The 24,266-nt window shown below is 49.3% G+C and carries 21 protein-coding genes, 1 tRNA gene and 1 pseudogene; 7 read left to right on the top strand and 16 right to left on the bottom strand.

Annotated elements, in window-relative coordinates; genetic code table 11:
* Nucleotides 1-174: 174 nt before the first annotated feature.
* Nucleotides 175-250 (bottom strand) — tRNA-Ala (locus tag ACES2G_RS03555).
* A 41-nt stretch (nucleotides 251-291) separates the two neighbouring features.
* Between ACES2G_RS03555 and ACES2G_RS03550 the strand changes: the two genes are divergently transcribed.
* Nucleotides 292-771: a low molecular weight protein-tyrosine-phosphatase gene (locus ACES2G_RS03550; protein ID WP_347356985.1), complete on the top strand. Its 480-nt coding sequence runs from the start codon at nucleotides 292-294 to the stop codon at nucleotides 769-771.
* Here ACES2G_RS03550 and ACES2G_RS03545 read toward each other — a convergent pair.
* From ACES2G_RS03545 to yihA, 4 genes are read right to left on the bottom strand one after another with little or no spacing between them, the layout of a single operon-like run.
* Entirely contained in the window at nucleotides 768-1,748 is a 981-nt protein-coding gene (locus ACES2G_RS03545; RefSeq protein WP_347356983.1) for a KpsF/GutQ family sugar-phosphate isomerase, read from the bottom strand. The genes ACES2G_RS03550 and ACES2G_RS03545 overlap by 4 nt on opposite strands.
* 15 nt (nucleotides 1,749-1,763) lie before the next feature.
* Nucleotides 1,764-3,425, bottom strand: a complete 1,662-nt coding sequence (locus ACES2G_RS03540) for a CTP synthase (RefSeq protein WP_347356982.1) — start codon at nucleotides 3,423-3,425, stop codon at nucleotides 1,764-1,766.
* The gene (kdsB, locus tag ACES2G_RS03535; protein ID WP_347356980.1) at nucleotides 3,425-4,168 is read right to left on the bottom strand and encodes a 3-deoxy-manno-octulosonate cytidylyltransferase; all 744 of its coding nucleotides are present in this window, start codon (nucleotides 4,166-4,168) and stop codon (nucleotides 3,425-3,427) included. The genes ACES2G_RS03540 and kdsB overlap by 1 nt, the downstream gene beginning before the upstream one ends.
* Complete coding sequence (gene yihA, locus ACES2G_RS03530; RefSeq protein ID WP_347356978.1) at nucleotides 4,165-4,755, bottom strand: ribosome biogenesis GTP-binding protein YihA/YsxC; 591 nt, start codon at nucleotides 4,753-4,755, stop codon at nucleotides 4,165-4,167. Before yihA ends, kdsB begins: the two co-directional genes overlap by 4 nt.
* Before the next feature lie 170 nt (nucleotides 4,756-4,925).
* Here yihA and ACES2G_RS03525 point away from each other — a divergent pair, with 170 nt between their 5' ends.
* Nucleotides 4,926-6,155 (top strand): sigma 54-interacting transcriptional regulator, encoded by a 1,230-nt coding sequence (locus tag ACES2G_RS03525; protein WP_374001356.1) that lies wholly within the window; start codon nucleotides 4,926-4,928, stop codon nucleotides 6,153-6,155.
* Here the strand turns inward: ACES2G_RS03525 and ACES2G_RS03520 are convergent.
* Nucleotides 6,145-7,134 carry a flagellar basal body-associated FliL family protein gene (locus ACES2G_RS03520; RefSeq protein ID WP_374001355.1) on the bottom strand — a complete coding sequence of 330 codons (990 nt, stop codon included), beginning with the start codon at nucleotides 7,132-7,134 and terminating at the stop codon, nucleotides 6,145-6,147. The two genes, ACES2G_RS03525 and ACES2G_RS03520, sit on opposite strands and share 11 nt — an antisense overlap.
* 97 nt (nucleotides 7,135-7,231) lie before the next feature.
* Here ACES2G_RS03520 and ACES2G_RS03515 point away from each other — a divergent pair, with 97 nt between their 5' ends.
* Nucleotides 7,232-7,870, top strand: coding sequence for a hypothetical protein (locus ACES2G_RS03515; RefSeq protein WP_347356973.1), 639 nt, complete (start codon nucleotides 7,232-7,234; stop codon nucleotides 7,868-7,870).
* 26 nt (nucleotides 7,871-7,896) lie between these two features.
* Here the strand turns inward: ACES2G_RS03515 and polA are convergent, their stop codons facing one another.
* From polA to ACES2G_RS03500, 3 genes are all read right to left on the bottom strand, one after another.
* The gene (gene polA, locus ACES2G_RS03510) at nucleotides 7,897-10,491 is read right to left on the bottom strand and encodes a DNA polymerase I (RefSeq protein WP_374001354.1); all 2,595 of its coding nucleotides are present in this window, start codon (nucleotides 10,489-10,491) and stop codon (nucleotides 7,897-7,899) included.
* Nucleotides 10,492-10,555: 64 nt separating this feature from the next.
* A complete protein-coding gene (locus tag ACES2G_RS03505; RefSeq protein WP_347356970.1) occupies nucleotides 10,556-10,855 on the bottom strand; it encodes a helix-turn-helix transcriptional regulator in 300 nt (99 codons plus the stop codon).
* A gap of 99 nt (nucleotides 10,856-10,954) precedes the next feature.
* Complete coding sequence (locus ACES2G_RS03500; protein WP_347356967.1) at nucleotides 10,955-11,260, bottom strand: septum formation initiator family protein; 306 nt, start codon at nucleotides 11,258-11,260, stop codon at nucleotides 10,955-10,957.
* 151 nt (nucleotides 11,261-11,411) lie between these two features.
* Between ACES2G_RS03500 and ACES2G_RS03495 the strand changes: the two genes are divergently transcribed.
* Nucleotides 11,412-11,903, top strand: coding sequence for an ankyrin repeat domain-containing protein (locus tag ACES2G_RS03495; protein WP_347356965.1), 492 nt, complete (start codon nucleotides 11,412-11,414; stop codon nucleotides 11,901-11,903).
* 4 nt (nucleotides 11,904-11,907) lie between these two features.
* Complete coding sequence (locus ACES2G_RS03490; protein ID WP_374001353.1) at nucleotides 11,908-13,344, top strand: catalase; 1,437 nt, start codon at nucleotides 11,908-11,910, stop codon at nucleotides 13,342-13,344.
* A 64-nt stretch (nucleotides 13,345-13,408) separates the two neighbouring features.
* Here ACES2G_RS03490 and eno read toward each other — a convergent pair.
* The 6 genes and pseudogenes from eno to ACES2G_RS03460 form a co-directional block, all read right to left on the bottom strand.
* Nucleotides 13,409-14,678, bottom strand: a pseudogene (gene eno / locus ACES2G_RS03485) (phosphopyruvate hydratase).
* Nucleotides 14,671-15,696 carry a hypothetical protein gene (locus tag ACES2G_RS03480; RefSeq protein WP_374001352.1) on the bottom strand — a complete coding sequence of 342 codons (1,026 nt, stop codon included), beginning with the start codon at nucleotides 15,694-15,696 and terminating at the stop codon, nucleotides 14,671-14,673. Before ACES2G_RS03480 ends, eno begins: the two are co-directional and overlap by 8 nt.
* A gap of 257 nt (nucleotides 15,697-15,953) precedes the next feature.
* Nucleotides 15,954-17,060, bottom strand: coding sequence for a CpaF family protein (locus ACES2G_RS03475; protein ID WP_374001351.1), 1,107 nt, complete (start codon nucleotides 17,058-17,060; stop codon nucleotides 15,954-15,956).
* A 22-nt stretch (nucleotides 17,061-17,082) separates the two neighbouring features.
* Nucleotides 17,083-17,595, bottom strand: a complete 513-nt coding sequence (locus ACES2G_RS03470; RefSeq protein ID WP_374001350.1) for a cupredoxin domain-containing protein — start codon at nucleotides 17,593-17,595, stop codon at nucleotides 17,083-17,085.
* The gene (locus tag ACES2G_RS03465; RefSeq protein ID WP_347359670.1) at nucleotides 17,555-17,833 is read right to left on the bottom strand and encodes a cytochrome; all 279 of its coding nucleotides are present in this window, start codon (nucleotides 17,831-17,833) and stop codon (nucleotides 17,555-17,557) included. The genes ACES2G_RS03470 and ACES2G_RS03465 overlap by 41 nt, the downstream gene beginning before the upstream one ends.
* A gap of 169 nt (nucleotides 17,834-18,002) precedes the next feature.
* Nucleotides 18,003-18,620, bottom strand: a complete 618-nt coding sequence (locus tag ACES2G_RS03460) for a hypothetical protein (RefSeq protein WP_374001349.1) — start codon at nucleotides 18,618-18,620, stop codon at nucleotides 18,003-18,005.
* Between the two features lie 143 nt (nucleotides 18,621-18,763).
* Between ACES2G_RS03460 and ACES2G_RS03455 the strand changes: the two genes are divergently transcribed.
* Nucleotides 18,764-19,546: a thioredoxin domain-containing protein gene (locus ACES2G_RS03455; RefSeq protein WP_347359668.1), complete on the top strand. Its 783-nt coding sequence runs from the start codon at nucleotides 18,764-18,766 to the stop codon at nucleotides 19,544-19,546.
* A 120-nt stretch (nucleotides 19,547-19,666) separates the two neighbouring features.
* Nucleotides 19,667-20,050, top strand: a complete 384-nt coding sequence (locus ACES2G_RS03450; RefSeq protein ID WP_347359667.1) for a HEPN domain-containing protein — start codon at nucleotides 19,667-19,669, stop codon at nucleotides 20,048-20,050.
* Here ACES2G_RS03450 and ACES2G_RS03445 read toward each other — a convergent pair whose 3' ends face one another.
* Entirely contained in the window at nucleotides 20,051-24,256 is a 4,206-nt protein-coding gene (locus tag ACES2G_RS03445) for a hypothetical protein (RefSeq protein WP_374001348.1), read from the bottom strand. It abuts the gene before it with no gap.
* Nucleotides 24,257-24,266: the final 10 nt, after the last annotated feature.

The raw sequence follows: 24,266 nt of genomic DNA, 5'->3' as shown, positions 1-24,266 counted from the left end.
CGAACCTTGTGCCCGCGGTAAAAAGCGACAGTGGCGCTTTTTATTGCGGAGCATGGAGGGAGCCGCCCCGCGAAGGCGGGTCGGCGACCGACGTCGTCGGGCTCGCATCCCGATCCAAGGAAAACCCACAACGAAGCCAAAATACAAACAATTACAAAACGGAAAAAGAGAAAATGGTGGAGCTGATCGGGATCGAACCGACGACCTCAACACTGCCAGCGTTGCGCTCTCCCAGCTGAGCTACAGCCCCACATAGTGACAAGGTCCAATAATAGCTCTAAAATCTTTTAAATGAAAAGCCAAAAGTTACTCTTTGTTTGCTTAGGAAATATCTGTCGATCCCCGACTGCAGAAGCCGTGGCGGCGCATCTTATTCAACAGAAAGATCTGCCATGGGTGGCTGACTCTGCCGGGACTTCGGGAGCCCATGACAGGGAATCCTCAGATCCCCGCAGTATCCTGCATGCTCGTCGCCGTGGCTATGAACTGACCAGCATCTCTCGCCAAATCCGCGAATCCGACTTTTATGATTTTGATTGGATTCTGGCAATGGACTCTTCCAACTTGGACTTTATCAAACGCATCTGCCCTGACCCCACTTTGCTTTCCAAGCTGTCACTCATTACTGACTATTGCTCTGAAAGAAAACACAAAGGCGTCCCGGACCCTTATTATGGCGGGGCCGAAGGATTTGATGAGGTGATTGATATTCTGGAAGACGCGATCGAGGGGCTGTTTGAAAAAGTCCTCGATCGCAGCGATAAAACCTAGCGAACTTTTGCGCGCAACAAATCCTGAATGTGCAGGATGCCCACAGGCTTTCTCGGCTGGGACGACTCTTTGTCCAGAACAAAGACCATTTGAATCTGAAACTGTTCCATCACAAACAGCGCCTTTTCCGCCAGCTCATTGGCATCAATGGTACGCGGATTCGTCGTCATCAAATCTTTGGCAACACCAGTTAATGGATCATTGGACTTTTCCAAGCGGCGGCGAATATCACCATCTGTGATAACCCCCACCAAGTCCCCTTTTTCATCCACGATACCGGCAGCACCGCGCACATCTTTATGGGTCATGATAGTGAAAACCTGACGAATTGGCATATCCAGACTGACTGTCGGCAAAGCGTCCCCGGCATGCATCACATCGCGAACGCGAGTCAGCAGGCGATAGCCCAGACTTCCACCGGGATGGAATTCCGCAAAGTCGTCAGAGCTGAAACCTTTTTCCGCCATCACGGCCATGGCAATGGCATCACCCATCGCCAAAGTTGCCGTACTGCTCGCGGTGGGGGCCAAACCCAAAGGACAAGCCTCTTCAGAAACATGCACATTCAAAGTCACCTGAGCGGCCTTCGCTAAGGAAGATTCCGGCTTCCCGGTGATCGCCACCAGTGGAATCCCTTTGCGATTCACAAAGCGCAAAATACCTGCGAATTCCGGTGACTCTCCCCCATAGGATAAAGCCATCACCAGATCGTTGTTTTCCACCAACCCCAGATCCCCGTGAGAACTTTCCGCAGGATGTAAGAACACCGCCGGAGTTCCGGTCGAGGAAAAAGTACTCGCCAGTTTGCGCGCGATTTGGCCGGATTTCCCCATCCCGGTCAGAACGATCTTTCCGTCACAGGCTTTAATCATCTGCACCACTTTTTCAAAATCGGGACCTATTCGCTCTTTCAAAGCCAGAATCGCCTGAGCTTCGACATCCAAAACTTTCAAAGCCTGTTGAATCACCTTAGACATAGAACAAAACCTTTCTTACTTCTTCTTCAAGCTGGCTTTTACAAAGTGCACGAAGAGGGGATGCGGAGCCAGAGGCTTGGATTTGAATTCCGGATGGAATTGCACCCCGATAAACCATGGGTGATCCGGCAGTTCCACGATCTCAACGAGATCACGCTCTTTACAGATTCCAGAAGCCACCATGCCATTTTTTTCAAACAAAGCTTTGTACTTGTTATTAAATTCAAAGCGGTGACGGTGACGTTCCATAATGGACGAACTCTTATAGACTTGGTGCGCACGCGTGCCGGAAACAATCGCGCAAGGGAAAGCGCCCAAACGCATTGTTCCGCCTTTGTTGACGATGCCTCGTTGTTCAACCATGGAATCGATCACAAAATTGCCACTGCGTTTGTTTTCCGCATGGAATTCACGGCTGGTCGCATCTTTGATACCACAAACGTTGCGAGCAAACTCAATGGCCGACAACTGCATCCCGAAGCAGATACCGAAGAATGGAATACGTTTTTCACGGGCAAATTTGATCGCCGTGATTTTACCTTCCACACCTCTTGTTCCGAAACCACCCGGCACCAGAATTCCGTCCACTTTTCCCAACAAAGAATTCACTGTTTTGTCGGTCACGCTCTCGGAATCGACATAGATAATTTCCACACGAGCATTGTTGGCAACACCACCATGCACTAGGGATTCATGCAGGGATTTATAGGATTCTTTCAAATCCACATACTTTCCAACCACACCAATCTTAACGGTATGAGCCGGGCTCCCCAGAATCTTCACCAGATTCTGCCACCCTTTCAGATTCAGTTTACCCGCAGAAAGGCCCAAACGTGCGATGATCAGCTCATCCAACTTTTCTTTATGCAAAGACAATGGCACTTCATAAATGAAGCGACTGTCCTGAGCGGCGATCACGTTTTCAGGTTTTACAGAACAGAACAATCCGATTTTGGCTTTCAGGTTGTCATCAATGATCTTTTCACTGCGGCAGACCAGGAAATCCGGTTGCAAACCAATTTCACGCAGCTCTTTCACTGAGTGCTGAGTCGGCTTTGATTTTAGTTCGCCCGCTGCAGCGATGTAAGGCACATAAGTCACATGCACCAGGACTGAGTTTTCCACACCCACATCATTGCGCATTTGACGAATGGCTTCAAGGAACGGCTGACCTTCGATATCCCCGACAGTTCCGCCGATCTCTACAAGAATGATCTCACTGCCTTGAGCTGCTTCGTAAATACGCGCTTTGATTTCTTCAGTAATATGAGGAATGACCTGAACCGTACCGCCCAGATAGTCCCCGCGTCTTTCACGATTCAAAACCGTGTCGTAAATCTGCCCCGTGGAAACAGAGTTGGAACGATTCATCAGGGCCGAAGTAAAGCGTTCATAGTGGCCCAAATCCAGATCTGTTTCAGCGCCATCTTCCGTCACATACACTTCACCGTGCTGCAAAGGAGACATCGTGCCCGGGTCCACGTTCAAATAAGGGTCAAATTTCATGATGGTCACTTTGTGACCACGGCCTTCCAGCAAAGCCCCAAGACTTGCTGCTGTCAGTCCCTTGCCAATCGAGGAAACAACGCCCCCGGTGACAAAAATAAATTTCTGTTTCAAAGCTTTCTTCGTCGATTTTGCTGTTGAAACCTTGGTAGTTGTCTTTCTCTTCGCCATTACATCCCCTGTGAGCTTAAGAGTTTTTCGAGTCGCGCCAAGTCCTCGGGAGTATCCACCCCGATACTGGCTTCCTTGACTCTGATAACTTTGATTTTTGCACCTAAATACAGAGCGCGAAGCTGCTCCAAACTCTCGGCTTTCTCGATGAGGGCCGGAGGAGCTTCACAGAACTGCTTTAAAAAACTTTTGGAATAGGCATACATGCCAATATGCTTCAGGCAACCGTCCGTCGTCCCGGCATCCGCTGCGGAAACGCGTGAATACGGGATGGCATAACGACTGAAATAAAGAGCTTCATCACGGATATTCGTCACTACTTTAACAGAGTTCGGAGACTGCAGTTCTTCCGCACTGATAGGATGAGCCAGCGTGGCCATATCCATCTTTGGATCATCCACAAAGACCTGTGCCAGACGGTCAATCAACTCGCCCGTCACCAACGGTTCATCACCCTGGATGTTAACAACAACATCACACTCCACGTCTTTAATAGCGGCATGAATACGATCGCTTCCGGTCGGAAGTTCACTGTCAGTCATCACGACTTTGACACCCACAGCTTCGGCCGCGGCTTTGATGCCTTCGTGATCGGTGGCGACAATCACCTCGCTCAGAAGTTTGGACTTCTTGGCTCCTTCCACCGTCCACTGAATCAGGGGGCGGCCTTTCAAGTTCACCAGAGGTTTTCCTGGGAATCGTGTGGAGCCAAAACGAGCGGGGATCACGCCAACAATTTTCATTCTTTTACCCAATTTTCGTAAATGTATTCTTCGACTGCATCCTGGCCCTCTTTCTTCAAAGAAGAGACCGGGAACACGGCACTAAGGCCCGAAGCCTTTTTGACTTTCGCCGTCGCCTGCAACATCTGACTGCGGGACATTTTATCGGCCTTGGTTAATACGACAGCCAAAGGGAAGCCACGTCTTTCAGAGAACTCTTTCAAAAGCTCTTCATCCTGAGTCCACGCACGGCGAATATCCATCACCAGCACCAGACCGCGCAGATTTTCACGATTCATCAGATAGGTTTCGATCATGCGGTGCCATTCACGCATTTCGTCACCCGAACGCGCAGCAAACCCGTACCCCGGCATATCCACCAGAACATAGGACTGATCCAAATCAAAGAAGTTCAACAGACGTGTTTTACCCGGCGTTGAGCTGACTTTAGCGATCTTATTTTTGGTCATCGCATTGATGAAAGACGACTTTCCGGCATTGGAGCGGCCGGCGATGGCTACTTCTGCTTTTTTATGGACAGGGAAGTCTTTTTCCAGAACGGCACTTTTAATAAATTGAATCGTCTTTGGCATAGCTAAGACTATCAAAGCTCCCCCCTTTTCTCAATTCTCGGAATCAAGTCTCCCCACCGATAATCTGGTGAGTCGAAAAACCCCGAGCCCCCCTTATATTTGAGTCCAGCCCGGCCAGGGACTTGAATAGGCCCAAAGCATCAAACCCGGCACTCACGCTGGACATTTTTTAAGCAGGAGACCCCATGTCACAGGCCTTTTTGAAAACTATGGATGAAAACGGAAGAACCCTCAGCCTTCAGGACTTCTCAACCTTCGGCAGGGATTCAAACTGCCAGTTCCAAATCCTCGGAACTGACGTCGCAGATCGCCACGCCCGCATCGAAAAGAAGGATCAGGCCTATCTGATTCGCGACTTGCGCTCGAATAGTGGCACCTTCGTCAACGATGCTCGCGTGATGGAAGCCTTTCTGAATGAAGGCGATGTGATTCGCCTGGGAGATCAGGAGTTTTTGTTCCTGACTCAAGAGAGAGCCAATAATCCCTTCCCTATCACTAGCCGCAACGAAGTCTGGAATGAAGAGCTGCAAGCCCTGTCCAACGTTTCCCAAACTGAATTCCCCGTGTTGATTCTGGGACCTTCTGGAACCGGTAAGGATGTTATTGCTCATGCTCTGCACGAACAAAGCAGCCGCAATCAGGGTCCTTTTGTCAGTGTCAACTGCAGCGCCCTCAGTGAAACCCTGATTGAAAGTGAGTTGTTTGGTCATATCAAAGGCAGCTTTACAGGCGCCATCAATGACCGCAAAGGAGCCTTTGAAGCTGCTCGCGCAGGCACCCTTTTCCTGGATGAGATTGGCGATCTTTCGTACGGCTTACAGGCCAAACTGCTGCGCGCTTTGGAAAATAATGAGATCCGCCCGGTAGGGGCAGACCGCAACGTGCGCACAGACGTTCGCATCATCGCGGCCACTCACCAGAATCTGGCACAAAAAATTCGCGAAGGCCTATTCCGTGCAGATCTATATTTCCGCTTGAATGTTGTCACGATTGCTCCCCCTGCACTGTCTTTGCGCATGGAGGACTTTGAAGAGCTGCTTTATACCTTTGCCAAGAAAATGCGCGTGCGCTTTTCTCACGGTGCGATTGTCCGCCTTAAAAAGCATCCGTGGCCGGGGAATATTCGTGAACTGAAAAATCTGGTCAGCCGGGCTGCGGCTCTTTACCCGCGCATGCATATCACAGAAAATCATATTGAAAAGCTGCTGGATAAAACCCTGCTGGAAAAATCAGAAGATCGTGTCACCAATGATATTCCAGTCATCAAAGAGATTGAAAAGCAGATGATCATCAAGCGTCTGGAAGCCAATCGTGGCAATCAACGCAGAACTGCCCAAGACCTGGGAATGCCCAAAAGCACTCTGCATGACCGCCTGAAGTACTACAATATTGATTTGGCCAATTTTAAGGTTTAACGATCGCCGTTTTGATAAAGATGCGACGAACATAACCTTTCGTCAGAACCTTATTAACCTCTTTGCGCAAACGCTCGCAAAGAGCCTGCTTACCTTCCGCTGAGGATACCTGATCGAAGGTCATCTCTTCGATCGTCCTCAGGAACAAGTCTTCCACTTCCGCTTCGCGGTCTTTGATTTCCACGACGACATCAGAGGCCGCGCCTTCCACATAGAACTCAAACGCCCCCATGGGATTTGCGCCGGCTTCGCCAGAACGGCGTAAATTCACCACCATACGTTTCATCAAAAAAATATTCTGAGCCGCACGGGTTGAGTCGTAAAAAGGTTCCGTTTCGGTTTTGGGATCATATTGGTATTTTTGCGAAGACCAATCTGCCAAAGAACGAACAAACAGATCTTCCCTGTGCGGCAGCAAACCCTTCGTGCTGACCCGATACAAAACAAATCCAGCAACCCCGGTCGCTACCACTAAGCCCAGCAAGGACAACTTCTTCAATAAAGAATAACCTTTGAAAGACGTCAGCCCGTCCCCAACGGTCTTCTTCGTTCCCGTCAAAGCTGACTTCAGCCAGGCCAGCGTCAAGGGTCCTGCATTCACAATACGATGGCGAGCTTGTTCTTTGAATTTTCTAAAGCTTAAGCGCAACACCGTACGCTTCATCTTGATCTTGTAGGAAATCTTAGGCAGGAACGGGAAGACTTTTAAAAGCTTTGCGCGAAAACCTGTGGCTGATTGCCAAAGCTTTTCTTCCTCAGCCAAGGTGTACTCCAGCTCAAGACCTTCTTCGTAGATCTCGCCCGCACCCACCACATCCGGGCCGATTTCATTTAGAGATTTGGCAAAGTCAGGATCTTCTTCAGCCAAAACAGAGTCCAAGGACTCCAAAGACATCAAATCTTCGCCTTCCCCTTCGGTGGCGCCGTCCTTGATCTCTTCCTCAACTTTGGTCGTGTTTTCCTGCTCAGCCAAATGCATTCCCCCAAGACGATTGTAAGGAAGGAATCAAATACGCCGCAAGAACAATTTATAAACAGAAGTCCATCGGCTAGCATAAAGGGGTAGGAGCTTTATAATGAGAGTATCGATTTTGGTATTTGTGGCCGCTATGGCCTTGTCCGGTTGTGCAAATCTCCACCGTTCCACAGAAAGTGGATATGCAGGCAGTCCTCAAGACATTCGTTACAGTGATCAGTCAGATCGTGGCACCTATGACCGCGAAACACGTCAGACCGCGTATGAATTGGGCAAAGACCCTGCTAATCTTAGCGGCAAAGATATTCAGGAAATCCGCAATCGTCAGCAAATTCGCCAGTTGGAGCGCAGCCTGTCCTCGCGCAAAGAGCGTGAACAGTATTCCAAGATCCTGCCGTGGCTGAAGAGCGATGCGGAAAAAATCGATTTCCTGTCTGTACCCTCCATCGAAGGTCGCCAGCAATGGATCAACCGCAATAATATCTGGAGCCGCTCTCAAGCCCCTCATGAGGAAATGAAAGGCTTGATTGAAACTCAGGACATCGCGGTCGGCATGCCTCAGGATTATGTTAAACGCTCCTGGGGGGACCCGATGAGTGTGGAGGTTTCCGGAAATCCAATCTATAAGAACGAACGCTGGAAATATCAGAAGTTTGTTTCCGCCCCCGAAGGCTATCGCAAAGAAACACGATACGTTTACTTCGAAGGCGGTCGCGTGGTGGGCTGGGAAACGGAATAGTTTCCCTTAAAACGGCGGGCCCTGTTTTAGTGGGCCTCGTCCCAGTTGTTACCGATGGCGTAATTCACTTTCAAAGGCACTTTCAGCTTCACCACATTTTCCATAATGTGAACCAGTTCTGCAGAGTGCTTTTTCAGGTTTTCTTCAAAGTCCTCAAAAATCAATTCATCGTGCACTTGCAGCAGCATGCGCACCGGCACTTTTTCAAAGACCTCGATCATCGCTTTTTTCACCAAATCACTGGCTGTTCCCTGAATAGGTGCATTGATCGCGGCTCGTTCACCGAACTTCTTCATAGCCATATTTTTGGATTGAAGTTCTTCGATATAGCGGCGACGCCCGAACAGGGTCTCAACATAGCCCTTTTCATGGGCCATCTTGACTGTGCCATCAATATATTCACGCACGTTTTTGAAACGACTGAAGTAGCGGTCAATAATGTCCTTAGCCTCGGTTCTGGAAATACCCAGATTCTCGGCCAAGCCGAAGGCCCCTTGTCCGTACGCAATACCGAAATTCACCGCCTTGGCGGATCGACGATGTTCAGAAGTGACCTCTTTTAAAGGAACCCCAAAGACTTCTGATGCTGTTGCGGCGTGAATATCTAGGTCGTCAGCAAATGCCTTGCACAAGTTCGGATCTTCCGAAATATGCGCCAGAATACGCAATTCAATCTGAGAATAATCGACAGAAAGAAGCTTCATGCGAGGAGCCGCAATAAAGGCCTTGCGCACCTGCTGACCGCGCTCTGTTCTGATCGGAATATTTTGCAAGTTGGGCGCTGTGCTGGAAAGACGGCCCGTTGTCGTCAACGCCTGATTGAAACTGGTATGTACACGATCATCTTTCGGATCAATCATGGCTGGCAAGGCATCCACATAAGTGGATTTGAGCTTGGATAGCTCGCGCCAGCTCAGAACCAGCTTGGCAATAGGATGATCCAGCCCCAGCAAAACTTCCTCATCTGTCGAATATCCTGTCTTCGTCTTTTTACCAACCGGCAGTCCCAGCTTTTCAAACAGAACCACGCCCAACTGTTTCGGGCTTCCGACATTGAAGGATTCACCAGCAGCGGCATGGATCTTTTCTTCCAAGCTGGAAATCTCTTTGGCAAGATCGGCACTTTGCTGCGCCAACAGATCCTTATCAATGCGCACTCCATAGCGTTCCATGGACAAAAGCACGCGCGCCAGTGGCAAATCCAATTCACGATAGACCTGCTCGCCTTGCACATTCTTAAGTTGATCCTGCAGGGTTTTGGCAAAGTTCAAATGAGCATTGTACAAATACGCTGGTGAGGCCAATTCAGGCAGCACGTCCGCCATAAAGCGAGTGTAGATCTTGCCGAAATCAGAGGTGTCCCCGGCTTTCAGCACATACGCCGCCAACTGGGAATCCCAGGCCGCTGTCGGTGTGCGTGCACCAATTTTATGCCAGAAGTTTTTCAAATCATAGCCATGCCATTGAATCTGGAAAGTATCGGTCAACTTGCCCAAAAATTCTGAGTCTGGAATCTCAATGATCTCGCTTTCAGTTCCGACAAAAACGCCACGAACATCAGCAAAGCCCCATAAGTTCTGCTTTTCCTTCAGAATATCGGCCAGCTCACGCGTGTTCAGACTTTTTTCAACGAAGCTTCGCTCTTCCTTCGCAATCACGATCGTCGGAACCACATCCTCTTGTACAGAAATGGTCGCCCCTGCAGGAGCCGCAGTGACCAGCTCTTTCGGAGCCACTGCCGGAGGAGCCGTCGCGGGAGCCGTTTCAGAAACGGTTCCAAACAAACTCTTCTCAAAACTTCGGAAGTTCAGTTCATGCAGCAAGGCCTTGAGTTCTTCCGTATGGAAAGGTTTTAACTTATAGGCTGCCAGCTCATCCGGCATTGGCACATCCAAAGAAATTGTGACCAGCTTTTTGGACAAAAGAGCATTTTCTTTGGATGCCAGCAGCTTTTCACGAACGCTCTTGCTTTCAACCTTGTCGATATTTTCATAAATATCTTCAACATGCTTGAATTGCTCCAGAAGCTTGATGGCTCCTTTTTCGCCGATGCCCTTTACCCCAGGCACGTTGTCAGAGGTGTCCCCCACAATCGCCAGATAGTCGATGAACTGATCCGGACGCACACCCCACTTTTCGAAGACTCCTTGAGCATCGTAGCGGACATTTTTCATGGTGTCGTAAAGAATGATGTGGTCTTCAACCAACTGACCGAAGTCCTTATCCCCGCTGACAATGAATACTTCCATGCCATTGCGGCGGCCCCACTTGGCGGCAGTTCCAATAATATCGTCGGCCTCGAAGGACTCCACTTCAAAGGAAGGTACACCCAGTAAGTCCGCCAGTTTTTTGATGTAAGGAATCTGCTGCGCCAGTTCGTCCGGCATTTCGGTACGATGAGCTTTGTAAGCCTCGTACATGGTTTTACGGAAAGACGGCTCTTTACGGTCATAACAGAACACCAGATACTCAGGCTTTTCTTCCTTGAGCAGCTTGATGATCATCGACAAAAAGCCATAAATGGCATTAACCGGCAATCCTGATGGAGACGACAGCGGACGAACCGCGTAGTAAGCGCGAAAGAACATAGCGCTGACGTCAATGAGGTAGAGTTTTTTCATAAGGACCTCCGGATGTAAAACCTAAGGTCTACACCGCAGGGGCCCGAATGTCGATGCTTGATGCTTATTTCAAGTCGGCTTTCACGCGGGAAAAGTCGATCTGCTCCAAGGCTTTTTTATCCAGCTCCGCTTCCGCAGCGGGAGTGTACATAACCTCATCACAGCAAGCTTCCGCCTGACGAAGGATGATTTCCAACTCGCCTTTCAACGACCCTTCAACAGAGCGTCGGCCAGTTTCAAGTGCTTCAATATCTTCAGATGAACAACGTAAACGACGGGCAAGATCAGAGCGGCTCCAGCCTAAACGCAGGCGAAGATCGTGGACAGATTCTTTATTCCAATCAAGCTTTTGATTCTCAAGCATATAAACCCCTAGATTCACTTAAAAAAGTATCCTCTAATAGAGCAGGAATACTATTTCTATTATAGGCGGTTTGCACTCGATAATGCGATGGGTTGCAGACTATTGTTCAGGGAAAACAAAGACAAGGTCGTGTTCACCCGCCAGATCCAATTTATCGCGGGCCTGGCGCTCAATAAACGAAGGATCCTTGGCCTGCTTTAGTTGGCCCGACAGGGCTGCAATGTTCTGACGCGTTTGCTGAATCTCAAAGGTGATACGATCGAAATCCCGGTGAAGCCCCCACAGTCGGAAGGCATTCCCATTCACCACGATGGAAATAGAAAAGACCGTCAGGCATGCCACGGCCACTTTCGCGGGGCTGTTTAAAAAACGTCGTAAACCTACTGCAAACTGAGTGTAAGACATAAATTTATTCTAGCCAGATCTTGGGTGTGTGGCTACAGGACTGAGGCCTAGGTCCAGTCCTCCAACTATAGATAAAATCAATATTTATGATGATTTTTATCGATTCGATTTATTGTCAAAAATCACCGATCTTAACCTCATGAGAGGTGTTATGAGAACATGGTCCGACTATCTTAAAACGGCACAAACTGAAGATCCCATCTTCGCTTCCGTGCGCGAAGGACGTTATTCTGAAGTTTTAAAATATCTGGAAAATCTGGGAAACCCCAACTTGCGCAACCACAAAGGGCACTCCCTGCTGATGTTGGCGGCCTACAATGGCCACGCTTCCCTGGTAAGTCTGCTAATCTCCTGCCACGCGGATGTGAACTCCCGTGATGATTCCGGCAATACCATCTTAATGGGCGTGGCCTTCAAAGGGCACAAACAAATTGTTCAGCAATTGCTTCGCGCTGGCGCTGATCCGCGCGTGATCAATCCCAAAGGACAAACAGCTCTGACTTTTGCCGAAGCCTTTGGCCGTCACGAGGTCGCAACCTTGCTAGCCGATCTGAACTCTGAAAATCAGCAGGACCGCCCCCGCTTCCTTCGTCGAATTTCAGCCGTGATGAAACTTTTTTCCCTTTCAACTAAAGGAGCTTAATTCCATGAGCAAAAAGACACTGACAACATCCGCAGGTATCCCCGTTTCTGAAAATCAACACAGCCTGACTTCTGGGCCGCGTGGCCCGGTAGCTTTGCAGGACTATCACCTGATTGAAAAGCTGGCACACTTTAACCGTGAGCGCATTCCCGAACGCGTGGTGCACGCAAAAGGCTCCGGCGCTTACGGCACCTTTACGGTCACTCATGACATCACCCGCTTTACCAAAGCCAAATTTTTCTCTCAGATTGGCAAAAAGACTTCCGCCTTCTTGCGTTTTTCAACAGTAGCCGGAGAAAAAGGCTCTGCCGATACCGAACGAGATCCCCGTGGCTTTGCTCTGAAATTCTATACCGAAGAAGGCAACTGGGATATCGTGGGCAATAACACGCCTGTGTTCTTTGAGCGCGATCCGCTGAAGTTCCCGGATTTTATTCACTCGCAAAAACGTGATCCTCAGACTGGTTACAAAAATCCTGTGCGCATGTGGGACTATTGGGCGAACGCCCCGGAAGCCCTTCATCAGATCACGATCTTGTTCAGTGATCGTGGCATTCCTGACGGATATCGCTTTATGAATGGTTATGGCAGTCACACATTCAGCTTTATCAATGCCCAAAACGAACGCGTGTGGGTGAAGTTCCACTTCAAATCCATGCAAGGAATTAAGAATCTTCCTGTCGAAAAGGCTGTTGAACTGGCCGGATCAGATCCGGATTATGCAGGTCGTGATCTGTTTGAGGCCATCGAGCGCGGAGAGTTCCCAAAATGGGCTCTGAAAGTGCAAATCATGACAGAACGCCAGGCCGAGCAGTTCAGCTTCGACCCATTCGATCTTACCAAGGTGTGGCCTCACAAAGAATTTCCTCTAATTGATGTCGGCGTGCTGGAGCTAAACCGCAATCCTGAAAACTATTTTGCGGAAGTGGAACAAGCTGCGTTTTCGCCAAGCAACGTGCCTCCAGGCGTGGGATTCTCTCCAGACAAGATGCTGCAAGGACGCCTGTTCGCGTATCCCGATGCTCAACGCTATCGCCTGGGTGTGAACTATCAGTATCTGCCGGTGAATCGCCCACGTTCAGAGGTGAATGCTTATCACCGCGACGGAGCGATGCGCTTTGATGGCAATGGTGGTCGCAGTGACAACTACGAACCCAACGGCTTTGGCGGCCCCGTGCAGGACACCTCAGTACGCGAACCCGCGTTGGCTTTGTCAGGCACTTTGGATCGTCATGATTCCCACAAGGACAACGACGACTTCACACAAGCCGGAAACTTGTACCGTATTCTGAGCGATGCTGAAAAAGACCGCCTGACAACAAACATCGCAGGAACGATGAAGTCGATCCCCGAAGGTCTGCAACGCCGAAACATCGCCCACTTCACCAAATGCGATCCCGACTACGGCACCCGCATCGCCGCCAAACTAGGGCTCAAGTAAAAAAAACAAAAAGCCCTGCGAGCACAACCCGCAGGGCTTTTTCAATTTTACTTTCCAGGGCGGCTTATCTAAAAGCCGCTTTATCCCAATACAAGCCCATACCACCCAAATCTTCTTCAATACGCAGAAGCTGGTTGTATTTCGCAGTTCTTTCACCACGGCACAAGCTGCCGGTTTTAATCTGATGGCAGTTCAACGCCACAGATAGGTCAGCAATCGTCACATCTTCTGTTTCACCAGAACGGTGAGACATGATCGTGCGATATTTATTTCTTTGCGCCAGATTCACAGCATCGAAAGTTTCAGACAATGTTCCGATTTGGTTCACTTTCACCAACAAAGCGTTACCCGCTTTTTTCTCAAGGCCCATGCGCAGACGTTTTGGATTGGTCACGAACAAGTCATCACCGATCAACTGCATAGTGGAACCCATTTGTGCTGTGGACTGAACCCAGGAATCCCAGTCATCTTCAGCAAAGCCGTCTTCGATGGATACCAGCGGATATTTTTCACCCCAGGATTTGTAGATACCCAGAAGCTCGGTCGGGCTGATCTGGCCACCTTGCCATTGATATTTACCGTCTCTGAACATTTCAGTCGCAGCAACGTCCAATGCCAGGAACACATTCTGGCCCGGGTCATAACCCGCATCCACGATCGCGTTCATCAACAGATCCAAAGCTTCCTGATTGGAACCCAGTTTAGGAGCAAAGCCCCCTTCGTCACCCACCGCCGTGGAAAGACCTTTTTTCGCCAGGATTTTTTTTCAAAGTGTGGAAGATTTCAGCGCCCGCGCGCAGAGATTCCGCATAAGAGTTGTTCACAGTGGGAACAATCATGAACTCCTGAATATCCAGACCGTTGTTCGCATGCGCACCACCGTTCAGAACGTTCATCAAAGGCACCGGCAAACGAGTTGCCTGAGAACCACCCACATAGCGATACAAAGGCAAATTGCAATCAGCCGCAGCGGCTTTAGCTACTGCCAAAGAAACACCCAGAATCGCATTTGCGCCCAAGTTGGATTTGTTTTCAGTACCATCGATATCACGCAGGATCTTGTCGATGTAAGTTTGTTCAGTCACTTGCAAGCCGATGATTTCCGGAGCGATCTTTTCACGAACGTTATCAACAGCTTTAAAAACACCTTTACCCAAGAAACGGTTCTTATCGCCATCACGAAGCTCACAAGCTTCATGCGCGCCTGTGGAGGCTCCAGACGGAACAGCCGCACGGCCCATATTGCCATCAGCAGTGGTGACTTCAACCTCAACAGTTGGGTTTCCACGGCTATCAAGAATTTCACGAGAGACGATGTTGATAATTTCAGACATGATGATTTCCTTCTTTCTCGGCGTTCTTATTCATAGTTTTCTTAACCAGGTCCATGCTTTCAAAGACCGTACGTGGATACTGGGTCTTTACGAACTCCCAATCCACTCGGCGCATGGCCTCTTTCACCGCCGGGGTCATTTTCCCCTGAGCAGCGAGCATGGTGATCAGCTGCTGTGCGCGCACCATGTAGTCGTGCAAACGCGCCAGGTTCTGACTCAAAACATATCCTGGAGTTTCACTGTCAAAATTCAAGTGTGACAGAGATCCTTCATGAGGCAACAGGGAAGAAGCATTATTCGTCGCCTCTTCTGGTGGCACTCCCGTGGAGGATTTAAGATTTTGTTTTTCAATCGTGCGGATTTTTTCTTCCAGATCGCCGACGTATTTTTGCAGATCCTCACGCTCACGCTGAGTGCGCTGAAGATCGTCGATCAGGCTTTGGAACAAGGCCGGACTGACTTGATGGCCGACACTTTCACTAAAAATGGAACTCTGTTGCGTGGACCAGTTCAACTGAATCGTGATGCCTTCCCAGTGGCACACCGCTGGAGGCTGACCGACGTACACTGGCAGGGACTCAAACGCTGCTTTCAGGTAGGTCGTCACCAAAGGGTATTGCTCTGCTGGCAAAGGCAAATCAAATGAGATGCTGGCTTCGTCACGACGAAGATTTTCAATCGGCGGCTTTGGAGAAATAAAGTACGACAGGAATTGTTCCGGCTGATTGAAGATCTCCTGAGGATGCGGCATCATGCGCAGAACGCTATCCAACACACCCCAGGCACGCAGCTCCGGGCCTTCATGCCCTGCCCGCAGCAGAATATTTTCTTCTCTTTTCAGGGGAAGACGCAGAACAGACTCCAGGAAATTTTCCATTTCCGGCGCCGTCATCCAATACGACGAATCCTTAAGCAGCTCCATCGGAAGATGGGCCTGCTCATACAGCTGGCTGAGGTCTTCGCCTTGCTGCTCCAGGACGGATAAAACTGCGTTTGAAATCTTACAACTAAAGTGCACGAAGTAGGTCTTAGCCTAGTTTCCCCACTCTTTAAACACAAAAAAACACCCCCCCTTTTCACTCGAAAAAGAGCATCCGCGTCATGACCATAACGCGCCATCGCCAGAAAAAACAACCAGGCACCTTTTGAAGTAAAGCGGTCAAAACCGTTCCAGCGCAAGGCGGAGGGTTTTTCGCGCAGCGGAGGCGTGCTCACAGCACGTCGAAGTGAAGCGAAAGGCCCGACAACGCAGTCGATGGGACGGTTTTCACCGCTTTAAGCGGCTTTGGTGAACTTGGATTTGGGGAATGGGAGGTTATTGTCGATGATCTCTTCCATAAACGATGGGACGTTGCCGGTTGGGATCAGCTTGCCTTCGAGTGTGCCGTCAGGACGACGTGTTAAGCGGGACATCTCGAAGATGGGAATCACGTTGTATGAACCATCCGCATTGAATCCGCACACTTCGCTAATTGCTGCGATACGTCGAGATCCATCAGAGAAACGCGAAACTTGGATAATAATTTCAATGGCCGAGGACACCTGAGAACGCAAAGCCTTCTCACTGACCCTGGCGTCGCCCCCTTGGGCCAAAGCTTCCAAACGCACAATCGCATCTTCGGGCGTGTTGGCGTGAACCGTTCCCATACAGCCTTTGTGACCGGTGTTCATCGCATTGAGAAGCTCCATGGCTTCACTGGAACGAACCTCCCCCACGATAATTCTGTCGGGACGCAAACGCAGAGCAGACTTCAGAAGATCCTTGATCGTCACTTCACCCTTCCCAGCCGCATCGGCCTGGCGGGTTTCAAACATCACCACGTGCTCATAGTCCACCTGAAGCTCGGACGAGTCCTCAATCACCATCACACGCTGCCCTTTCGGAATGCGTGTGCACAGCAATGACAACAGTGTGGTCTTACCAGAACCGGTACCACCACTGACGATGATATTTTTGCCAAGGAACATGCAGATGTCCAGAAAGCGTGCACCATCTTCAGTGATCGCTCCGAACTTGATGTAATCGGCAAAAGTGATTTTATTATTGGTGAACTTACGAATGGAAAGAGTCGTCCCCTTGCGCGACATCGGCGGGATCACCGCCGCAATACGCGAACCATCCGGCAGACGCGCATCCAGACGAGGCGATTCGTCGTCAATACGTCGACCCACGCTTTGCGCGATACTGTTGACTGCGGCTCGCAGATCATCTTCGGACGGGAAAGATTCGGCAACCCTTTCGAGCTTACCCTTTCTTTCCACGAAGATTTCCTTATGGCCGTTTACAAGAATTTCCGACACACCCTTGTCTTCGAGGTATTTCGCAACAGGACCGAGATTCTGCTGAATGGTCTGTTTGAAAACGTTCGACTGATCAGACATGGGTGCCTTTCCTCACTAAAGATTAGTTCGATGCCGGCTTGCGATCTGCCGCTACCGCATCAGAATAGATGATGAACTTCCCCTGCACCGCTGTTTCCGGGCACTGGTAAGAGAAAATCCCATCTGTCTTTGGATTCACAAAGAAAGTTTTCTGTTCACCGAACACCGTGTTGTGGTGCTCAGAGAACGCATCCAGCACGAAGCTAACGTTTTTTTCCTTGCTGTTCACATTCACGATATGAACACGGTAGTTACCACCCTTTTTCAGGCGCACCTGTTCGGGCACGAAGCCCTTGTCCGTATTCATGATAACGATGTCCTGAGTGGGTTCGACGGAATCAAACACCTTGCTCAGGATGTTCACGGATTGATCTTCCTGCACACTGGCTGGCAGACGATCTTCGTTTTTGACCTTATTGAATTCAACCTGACGACGGGAGAAATCCACTTCCCACGCATTCGCTACAGAAGAAAGCAACAACAGGCAAAGAACCTTAGTGCAACTCTGTGCGATCTTGGAACTCACAAAACTCACGGGCCACCTCCATAGCGATATAATTCACGGACCTAGGGTCCATCATGTGGAGCTTCTGAACCAGAAGGTCTTTGTCGCCGCGGCAGCCGTTGATTGTCTGGAAAGCGTCACTCAGGATCTGTGGGTTCGCCATCATTTCCTTCGTTACTTCGGACCAATCAAGCTTCAATACAGGGTCGATCGCCCCTACGCTGTAGAGAGCATCAAACACTAATTGCAAATCGCCTTGCAGAAACATCGAATCCTCCTAATTGCTCAAGGGCATCCAGCCCACATGGTGTTTCTATCGGTAGGAGTTCATTAGAACTTGAGTCAATTTGAGGCGATTTTTGAAGACTTGAGGAGATCTATCGTTTGACGCTGGCCCAGATTCGAATCGGACTTGGGCCCGGTCAAGTCGAGGGAAATTACTGTTCGGAGGCGGCAGAATCTGCCGCTTTTTCGGTCGGAACTTGAGAGGATTCAGCCAGGATTTTGCCCGCAATTTCAGAAGGAGACGTTGTGTCCTTCATCATGCGCAACTTTCTTTCACTGACCGCTTCTTTGGAAACTTCGATTTTTGCGTCACGGATACGCTCGGCAATCTTCCTTTCAAATCCGTCATTCTTCATGTACGGCTTGATCTCTGACAAAAGGTTCTCAAGAAAAACGATGTAGGTTGTTTGGACGACAGGTTTAAAAGCCCGAGGATTTTTCAGGGCATTGATGGCTTCGTCAGTAAGTTGACTGATCGTTTTTTCCCAGGACTCCAACTCATCCAGATTTGAACGCAAAGGTGACACAATTTTCTCAATCATTTCATCATCGTTAGGACGAGAATAGACAGCCTGAAGTGCCTCTTTCAGTGGCACAGCCTTGCCACTGGATGACTTTTTGGACTCAGTCACCTTGTCACTGACCAGTTTGTTCATCTGATCAAGATCCTTCAAAGCCAGTTGAGAATAGTTAAACAGCAAGCCAGCATACGCCGTCCCGCCAAGAAACATAAGAGCGAACATTGTTAAAAGGAAATTTGATTTATTCATAGAACTCAGTTTAAAGGGGTCTCTGAGTGAGACAAGTCCTGATTAGCAGGACTTAGGACCGGGATTTTTTCCTTCCCTCTAAACTGAAAATGATGTCAAATAAAGGGGCTCAAAAAATTAAATCATCCATCTTGGAGGAAACATTGAAAGCACTTAAGTTATTTGGAATTTCAGCACTGGCACTTACATTGGTAAACTGTGCCCCTTCAGCTAAACAACTCAAGGAAGCAGTAGAAAAAGATCCGAGCATCGTATTCGCAGCGATTGAAAAAGATCCTGAGCAATTCATCGAAGTTGTTAACAAAGCGGCTCAAAATGCTCAACGTAAAGCTCAGGAAAAAGCTGTTGCTGAAGAAGGCAAAAAGCGCGATGACGAATTCAAAAACCCATTGAAACCAGCTATCGAAGAAGGCCGCGTTGTCTTCGGTCCTAAAGATGCCAAAATCACTATCATTGAATACTCTGACTTCGAGTGCCCATACTGCGCTAAAGGTCACGCAACTGTTGATGAAGTGATGAAAGCTTACCCTAAAGACGTACGCGTTGTGTACAAGCACCTTCCTTTGGATTTCCACCCAATGGCAATGCCTGCGGCTGAATACTTCGAAGCTATCTCTCTTCAAGATCACGCTAAAGCTGAAAAATTCTACAACCTAGTGTTTGAGAACCAAGGCGACCTGCGTACTAAAAAAGAAGGCGCTTTGAAAGACTTCGCTAAAAAAGTTGGCGCGGACTTGAAGAAAGTTGAAAAAGACCTTAAGTCTGAAGTTGTTCAAAAACGTATCGAAGCGGACATGGAAGAAGCTCGTAAATTCAACTTCTCCGGGACTCCAGGCTTCCTGATCAACGGTGTTTCTTTGCGTGGTGCATATCCATTTGCTGACTTCAAAGAAATCATCGATCGTCACCTTAAAGAAGCTAAGTAATTCTTCTTTAAAAAAGATCAAAATAAAAACCCACAGCCTCAAAACTGTGGGTTTTTTATTTGCCCAGACCCACGTCCTGCCTCTAAAGTGGAAGAGAACCAAACACCAAGGAGCTCCACCATGAGCGCGCACGCCAAGTCGATGATCCTCAAAGCCCAGGACGATCTCGACATCGCCAAAAAACACCTGAACGACGAAAAACAGCACGACCTGGTTGGCTACAACCTGGCACAAGCCTGCGAAAAATTCCTGAAAGCTCTTTGTGAAATGCGTGGTTTGGAATATCCCCACGACGACGAAGGCCATGACCTCGATGCCCTGATGCAAGTTCTGGAAGAAAATAACTTCTCCGCGATTTCCTCTCACGCGGATGTGATCGAACTGACCCCTTACAACTCTCCGAACGCCCATGTCCGCGCTGATGAACGCTTGGATATGGAAGAATACGTTGGCTACGTCGAAAATCTGAAAAAACTGGTGGGCGAACAGCTTCGCCTTCTGTAGCTACTGAGTGGGGCTTCCATCCCCAGCTAACGGCACAATGGCAAAGCCACTGCGCGGCTGGAAGTTGACACGATCAAAAGCTCCTCCGACCAGCACCTTATCTGATTGGGCACTGAGTGGAACTATATTGGCATTGCTCTTTGCCGACCAGGATGCATCGATATTCAGCGAACTCCCTTTGGGGGTTCGCACCAGAGTATAACCAGGAACTGGAACCGCCCCGAGCGTATACTGATATACTGAACTGTTTGATACAAAGATATGCGCGTCTCCGACCTTCACGCTGATACTTCCAAGACCATTCGATTCTGGGGTATTCCAAATCAGGTTAAGATTCTTATCGAAGCAGGCCAAATTTCTTTGCGTGCCACCAACGATCGCACCGCTGATAACGAGGTTGTCGGCATCAGCATCCACCCGCGTATACGAGGTATGACCGGATATAACCTGAGGCTCTAACTGCAGATTGTTATTGAATATCGCAAATCCCGTCCGACTTTCACCGGCAATAACATTGAAAGATCCAGTTGCGATGAACCTATCAGCACCAAATTTCACAAGTTGGGTAACCGTGCTTGACGGGAATGGGTCCCAGGAATCCAACACACCCGTCAAAAAATCCACGGCCCCCATGCGTGTACGACTGTTGTTATTCAAACCACTAAATGATCCAGCCAACACCGCCAGGTCGCCATTTGCTATAATTCCATTAACGGCTCCTGCTGCTGCAATATTCGCCGGCTTCACGTTACCATTAACACTATCAAGTCGGGTTACCGAACTGGTGTTCACTCCTGATGTGGAACTAAAGCCTCCAACCGCAAAAATATCACCGTTGTATTTAATAACATCTTTGACGTAGGAGTTTGCAGATGGACTCCAGGCAGTAAGACCGCCTGAGGCAAGATCCACCGCTGCCAAATTGCTTCGGTTCACAAAGCTATCAATAGTCATAAAGCTGCCCGCAAAGAGATATTCCCCACCCAGAGGTACAATCTTCGTTGCCGAGCCTCCCTTTACAGACATGGAATAGCTGCCAAAGACTGGGGGACTTAAACCTGGCAGCACATCACGAACAACTCCGGAACTACCACCAAGCAAAACTTTAGAGTCGAGCTCCCCAATGATCTTAATGCCACTAGCACCTGAGTTAACAACGGAAGGAACATGTGTGGAAGTGTTAATGCGACTGAAGTTTGAATAGTGAGTAGCATACAAGTCCCCACCTTTTTCAAACAAGCTTGATATCGCATTAGAGGTGGAAGTAGAGGAAGAAAAAGAGGTGCCTATCGCAGTAAATGTACCAGTTGCCAGACCCATTTTCGTCAGGAAATTACTGGGACTGCCATTGACCGATGTGAAATAACCGCCAACAAAAAGATTTGAGCCTACCGCCACCACATCTGTCACAGCCGCACTTAGCACCGGGCTCCAAGCATTATCCAGACTTGCACCTAAAGTATCCGGGGTCGAAAGCCTTACAAGAAACTTTTTGCCTTGTCCGGCGAAACTTGTAAAAGAGCCATACACATACAACTTGTTATCGCTGCTTTCATAGTACATTCCATTAATACTGCTGCCGCTGACTGAAAAAGCGGATCCCATTAATACCGGAGTGTTCGGAGCCGTGATATCAAGATGGACAAGACCAGACCTTACTTGCCCGTTGATATTTGAGAAGCCCCCTGAAATATAAAGGTTTGTTCCAAAAACTATGGCTGAACTAATGACCCCATTTGCTGTCAGGCTCAGGCTTGTATCCACGGACTTATCTGCCTTGATGCGGATGAAATTGGCCGCCGTATAAGATCCCTGCTTATACACAAAGTCACCATAAACATAGTAGCCGCCGAAACCGTCGGAAACCATTCCCGACACACTTCCCGCCACGTTGTATGTTGAAACAAATCCACCACTGGAATTCAACAGGACCAATCCGCCCCGGCAGGTGCCGACCTCTGTAAAGTTTCCGCCCAAGTAAGCGACATTCCCTTGCGTAGTGACCGCGTCAACGCTGCCTTTAGCACCTCCGCTTGTAAAACAGAGTGGACCCGGCAATGTCGTTTCAGCCTTGGCTGTCCAGCCATCTGAAGATAGCACGGCAGATACATTTCCCGCTGCGTCCGTGGCCCGAATCTCCACTTTGTAGGCAGTACCGGCGGTAAGACTTAATCCAGCAAAAGTATAACTTCGCACATCCCCCACGGACACCCAGGGTTTAACCACCGTAAATGGAGTTGCAGCCAGCTTTATCTGCAGTTCATACTGGAAAATACCTGAAAGATTGTCCGTGGCTGGGCCCCAGGAAAGATAAGGACTGAATGACTTCAGTGCCATAGCCCCATCATCAAGCACCGCCATGGTTGCAGGCGGTGAATTGTCAAAGGTGTAACTTAAAGAGCCCGCAGAACAACTTGAGTAATTTGTTCCATTAAAAGCCCGTGCATGAAATTTATAAATACCATTCGTCGACAACGATGGCGACAGTGTGGCGGAAGAACCTGTCGCTGTCACACTGGCTAAGGGGTCATCACTGCAATCGACTGTTGCATGCAGGTCAATGATATTACCACTGGCGGTCCCCGCGACCTGAATTGACGGCGCATTCACATTGGAAACAGGGGTCGCGGGCGACAACAATGTCAACGTGCTGGGCGCATCCGGAAAGTCACCCACAACAGCCAGGAAATGTTCCGTTGTGGATATGTTCCCGGCTGAATCTTTAGCCCTGATATGAAGGTAATAAAACGCGTCCGGCGATCCCACGGAAATCACATACGAATTAGTGCCTACAAAGTTATTTCCCGGCTCTGCCGTCGGGAATTCATCCACGACAAAATCATAAGTGCACGGAGGCTCAGAGCACCCCCAGGTCCACGTATGCGAAGGCACCGCGGTAGTACTGCTGGAAAGCCCGGTCAAACTCGGTGGTGTTGTATCCAAAGTCACGGTAGTGCTGGTGCAAGCCGAAATATTCCCGGCAACATCTTTAAACTGCACACTGATATTTTTGACGCCATCCCCAGCCCCCATATTCCAGGCAGGATATTGAGATGCATAAGGAGCCCAGGCAGAACCCCCGACCGAACAGGTGGCATCATTGAATAGACGCATCAATTCCGGCCCGTCTCCGGCTGCCAGAACCAAATTCACATACTGGGTGTTTACGACCGCCGGTGTATCCGCGACCAAGACCGCAGGCCCCGTGGGTGCGATGCGATCCAGTGAATACGCCAAAGAGGCACTGGAACAGGCCGATTCATTTCCGAAACTGTTCCGACGTTTTGCATGAAGGCTATAGACTCCATCAGAACCCAGAATTGTAGCGTTGAGAGTGGCGGTACTGCCTGCGGCAAGTCCTGAAACCATCAATGAGGCGGGATTACAATCGCCCGCTGAATACACAAACACCGTGTCCCCTGATGCCACCCCTTCCACCCGAACAGTCAGGGTCAGCTCATTGGAAACACTCTGCAGTGGAAAGACCAGCGCCAAAGCGGTCGGAGCTGTCACCGAACTATCCACGGTCAAGGTCAACAACTGGCAGGGACTTTGATTCCGGGCAAAGTCCTGAACCTTATAGTAAACTGATTGCGTGCCCTCAGTAACGAAGGTCCATGGCAGTTTGTTCTTCTCCAGGCTGCGCCACTGACCACCACTCAAACACGTGTTTTGATCGGTAAGGTAGATTTGAAAAATATCGCTGTCTGTGGTGATCAATTCCAAAACCGTTGTTGGATTAGGCAGATTGGTGACCGCTCCTTCAGCTTGCAAAACGGCAGTGGGTGCGGTCATGTCGATGGCGATGGTCTTTTCCAAAACATTGGAATACCCCGACGGCATCACACTTCGCAGGCCCACTTTGGAAACTTGCGGATAACCCGAAAGATCCAACGCGAACGAAAATTCCTTTTTGGTTTCGCATTCCAGGACCAGGTTTTTTACGACAATGGATTCTTTGGCGGACTGCCAATTCGTGCCGCTATCCAAAGAATACTGAATGTCGATGGTCTTGCTGTGACATTTTCCATCGACATAGAATTCCGTCGACACCTGCCCGGCAATATTTGGCGCTGGAACGGCAATGCCATCTGCGGGCGTCAGCAGTTGTTTCACCTGGGAAACCACAGGGGAACAACCTGCTGCCACCAATAGCAACAAGACAAGAGAGCATTTAAAATAGAGTTGCCGGATGGCCTCGAACATGAGATTCGTT

Origin of the sequence: Bdellovibrio bacteriovorus (assembly GCF_041888015.1) — a bacterium.
In the GTDB taxonomy this organism is placed as follows: Bacteria; Bdellovibrionota; Bdellovibrionia; order Bdellovibrionales; family Bdellovibrionaceae; genus Bdellovibrio.
The sequence above is the reverse complement of the archived record's forward strand: the minus strand, read 5'-3'. Positions and strand labels throughout refer to the sequence as shown.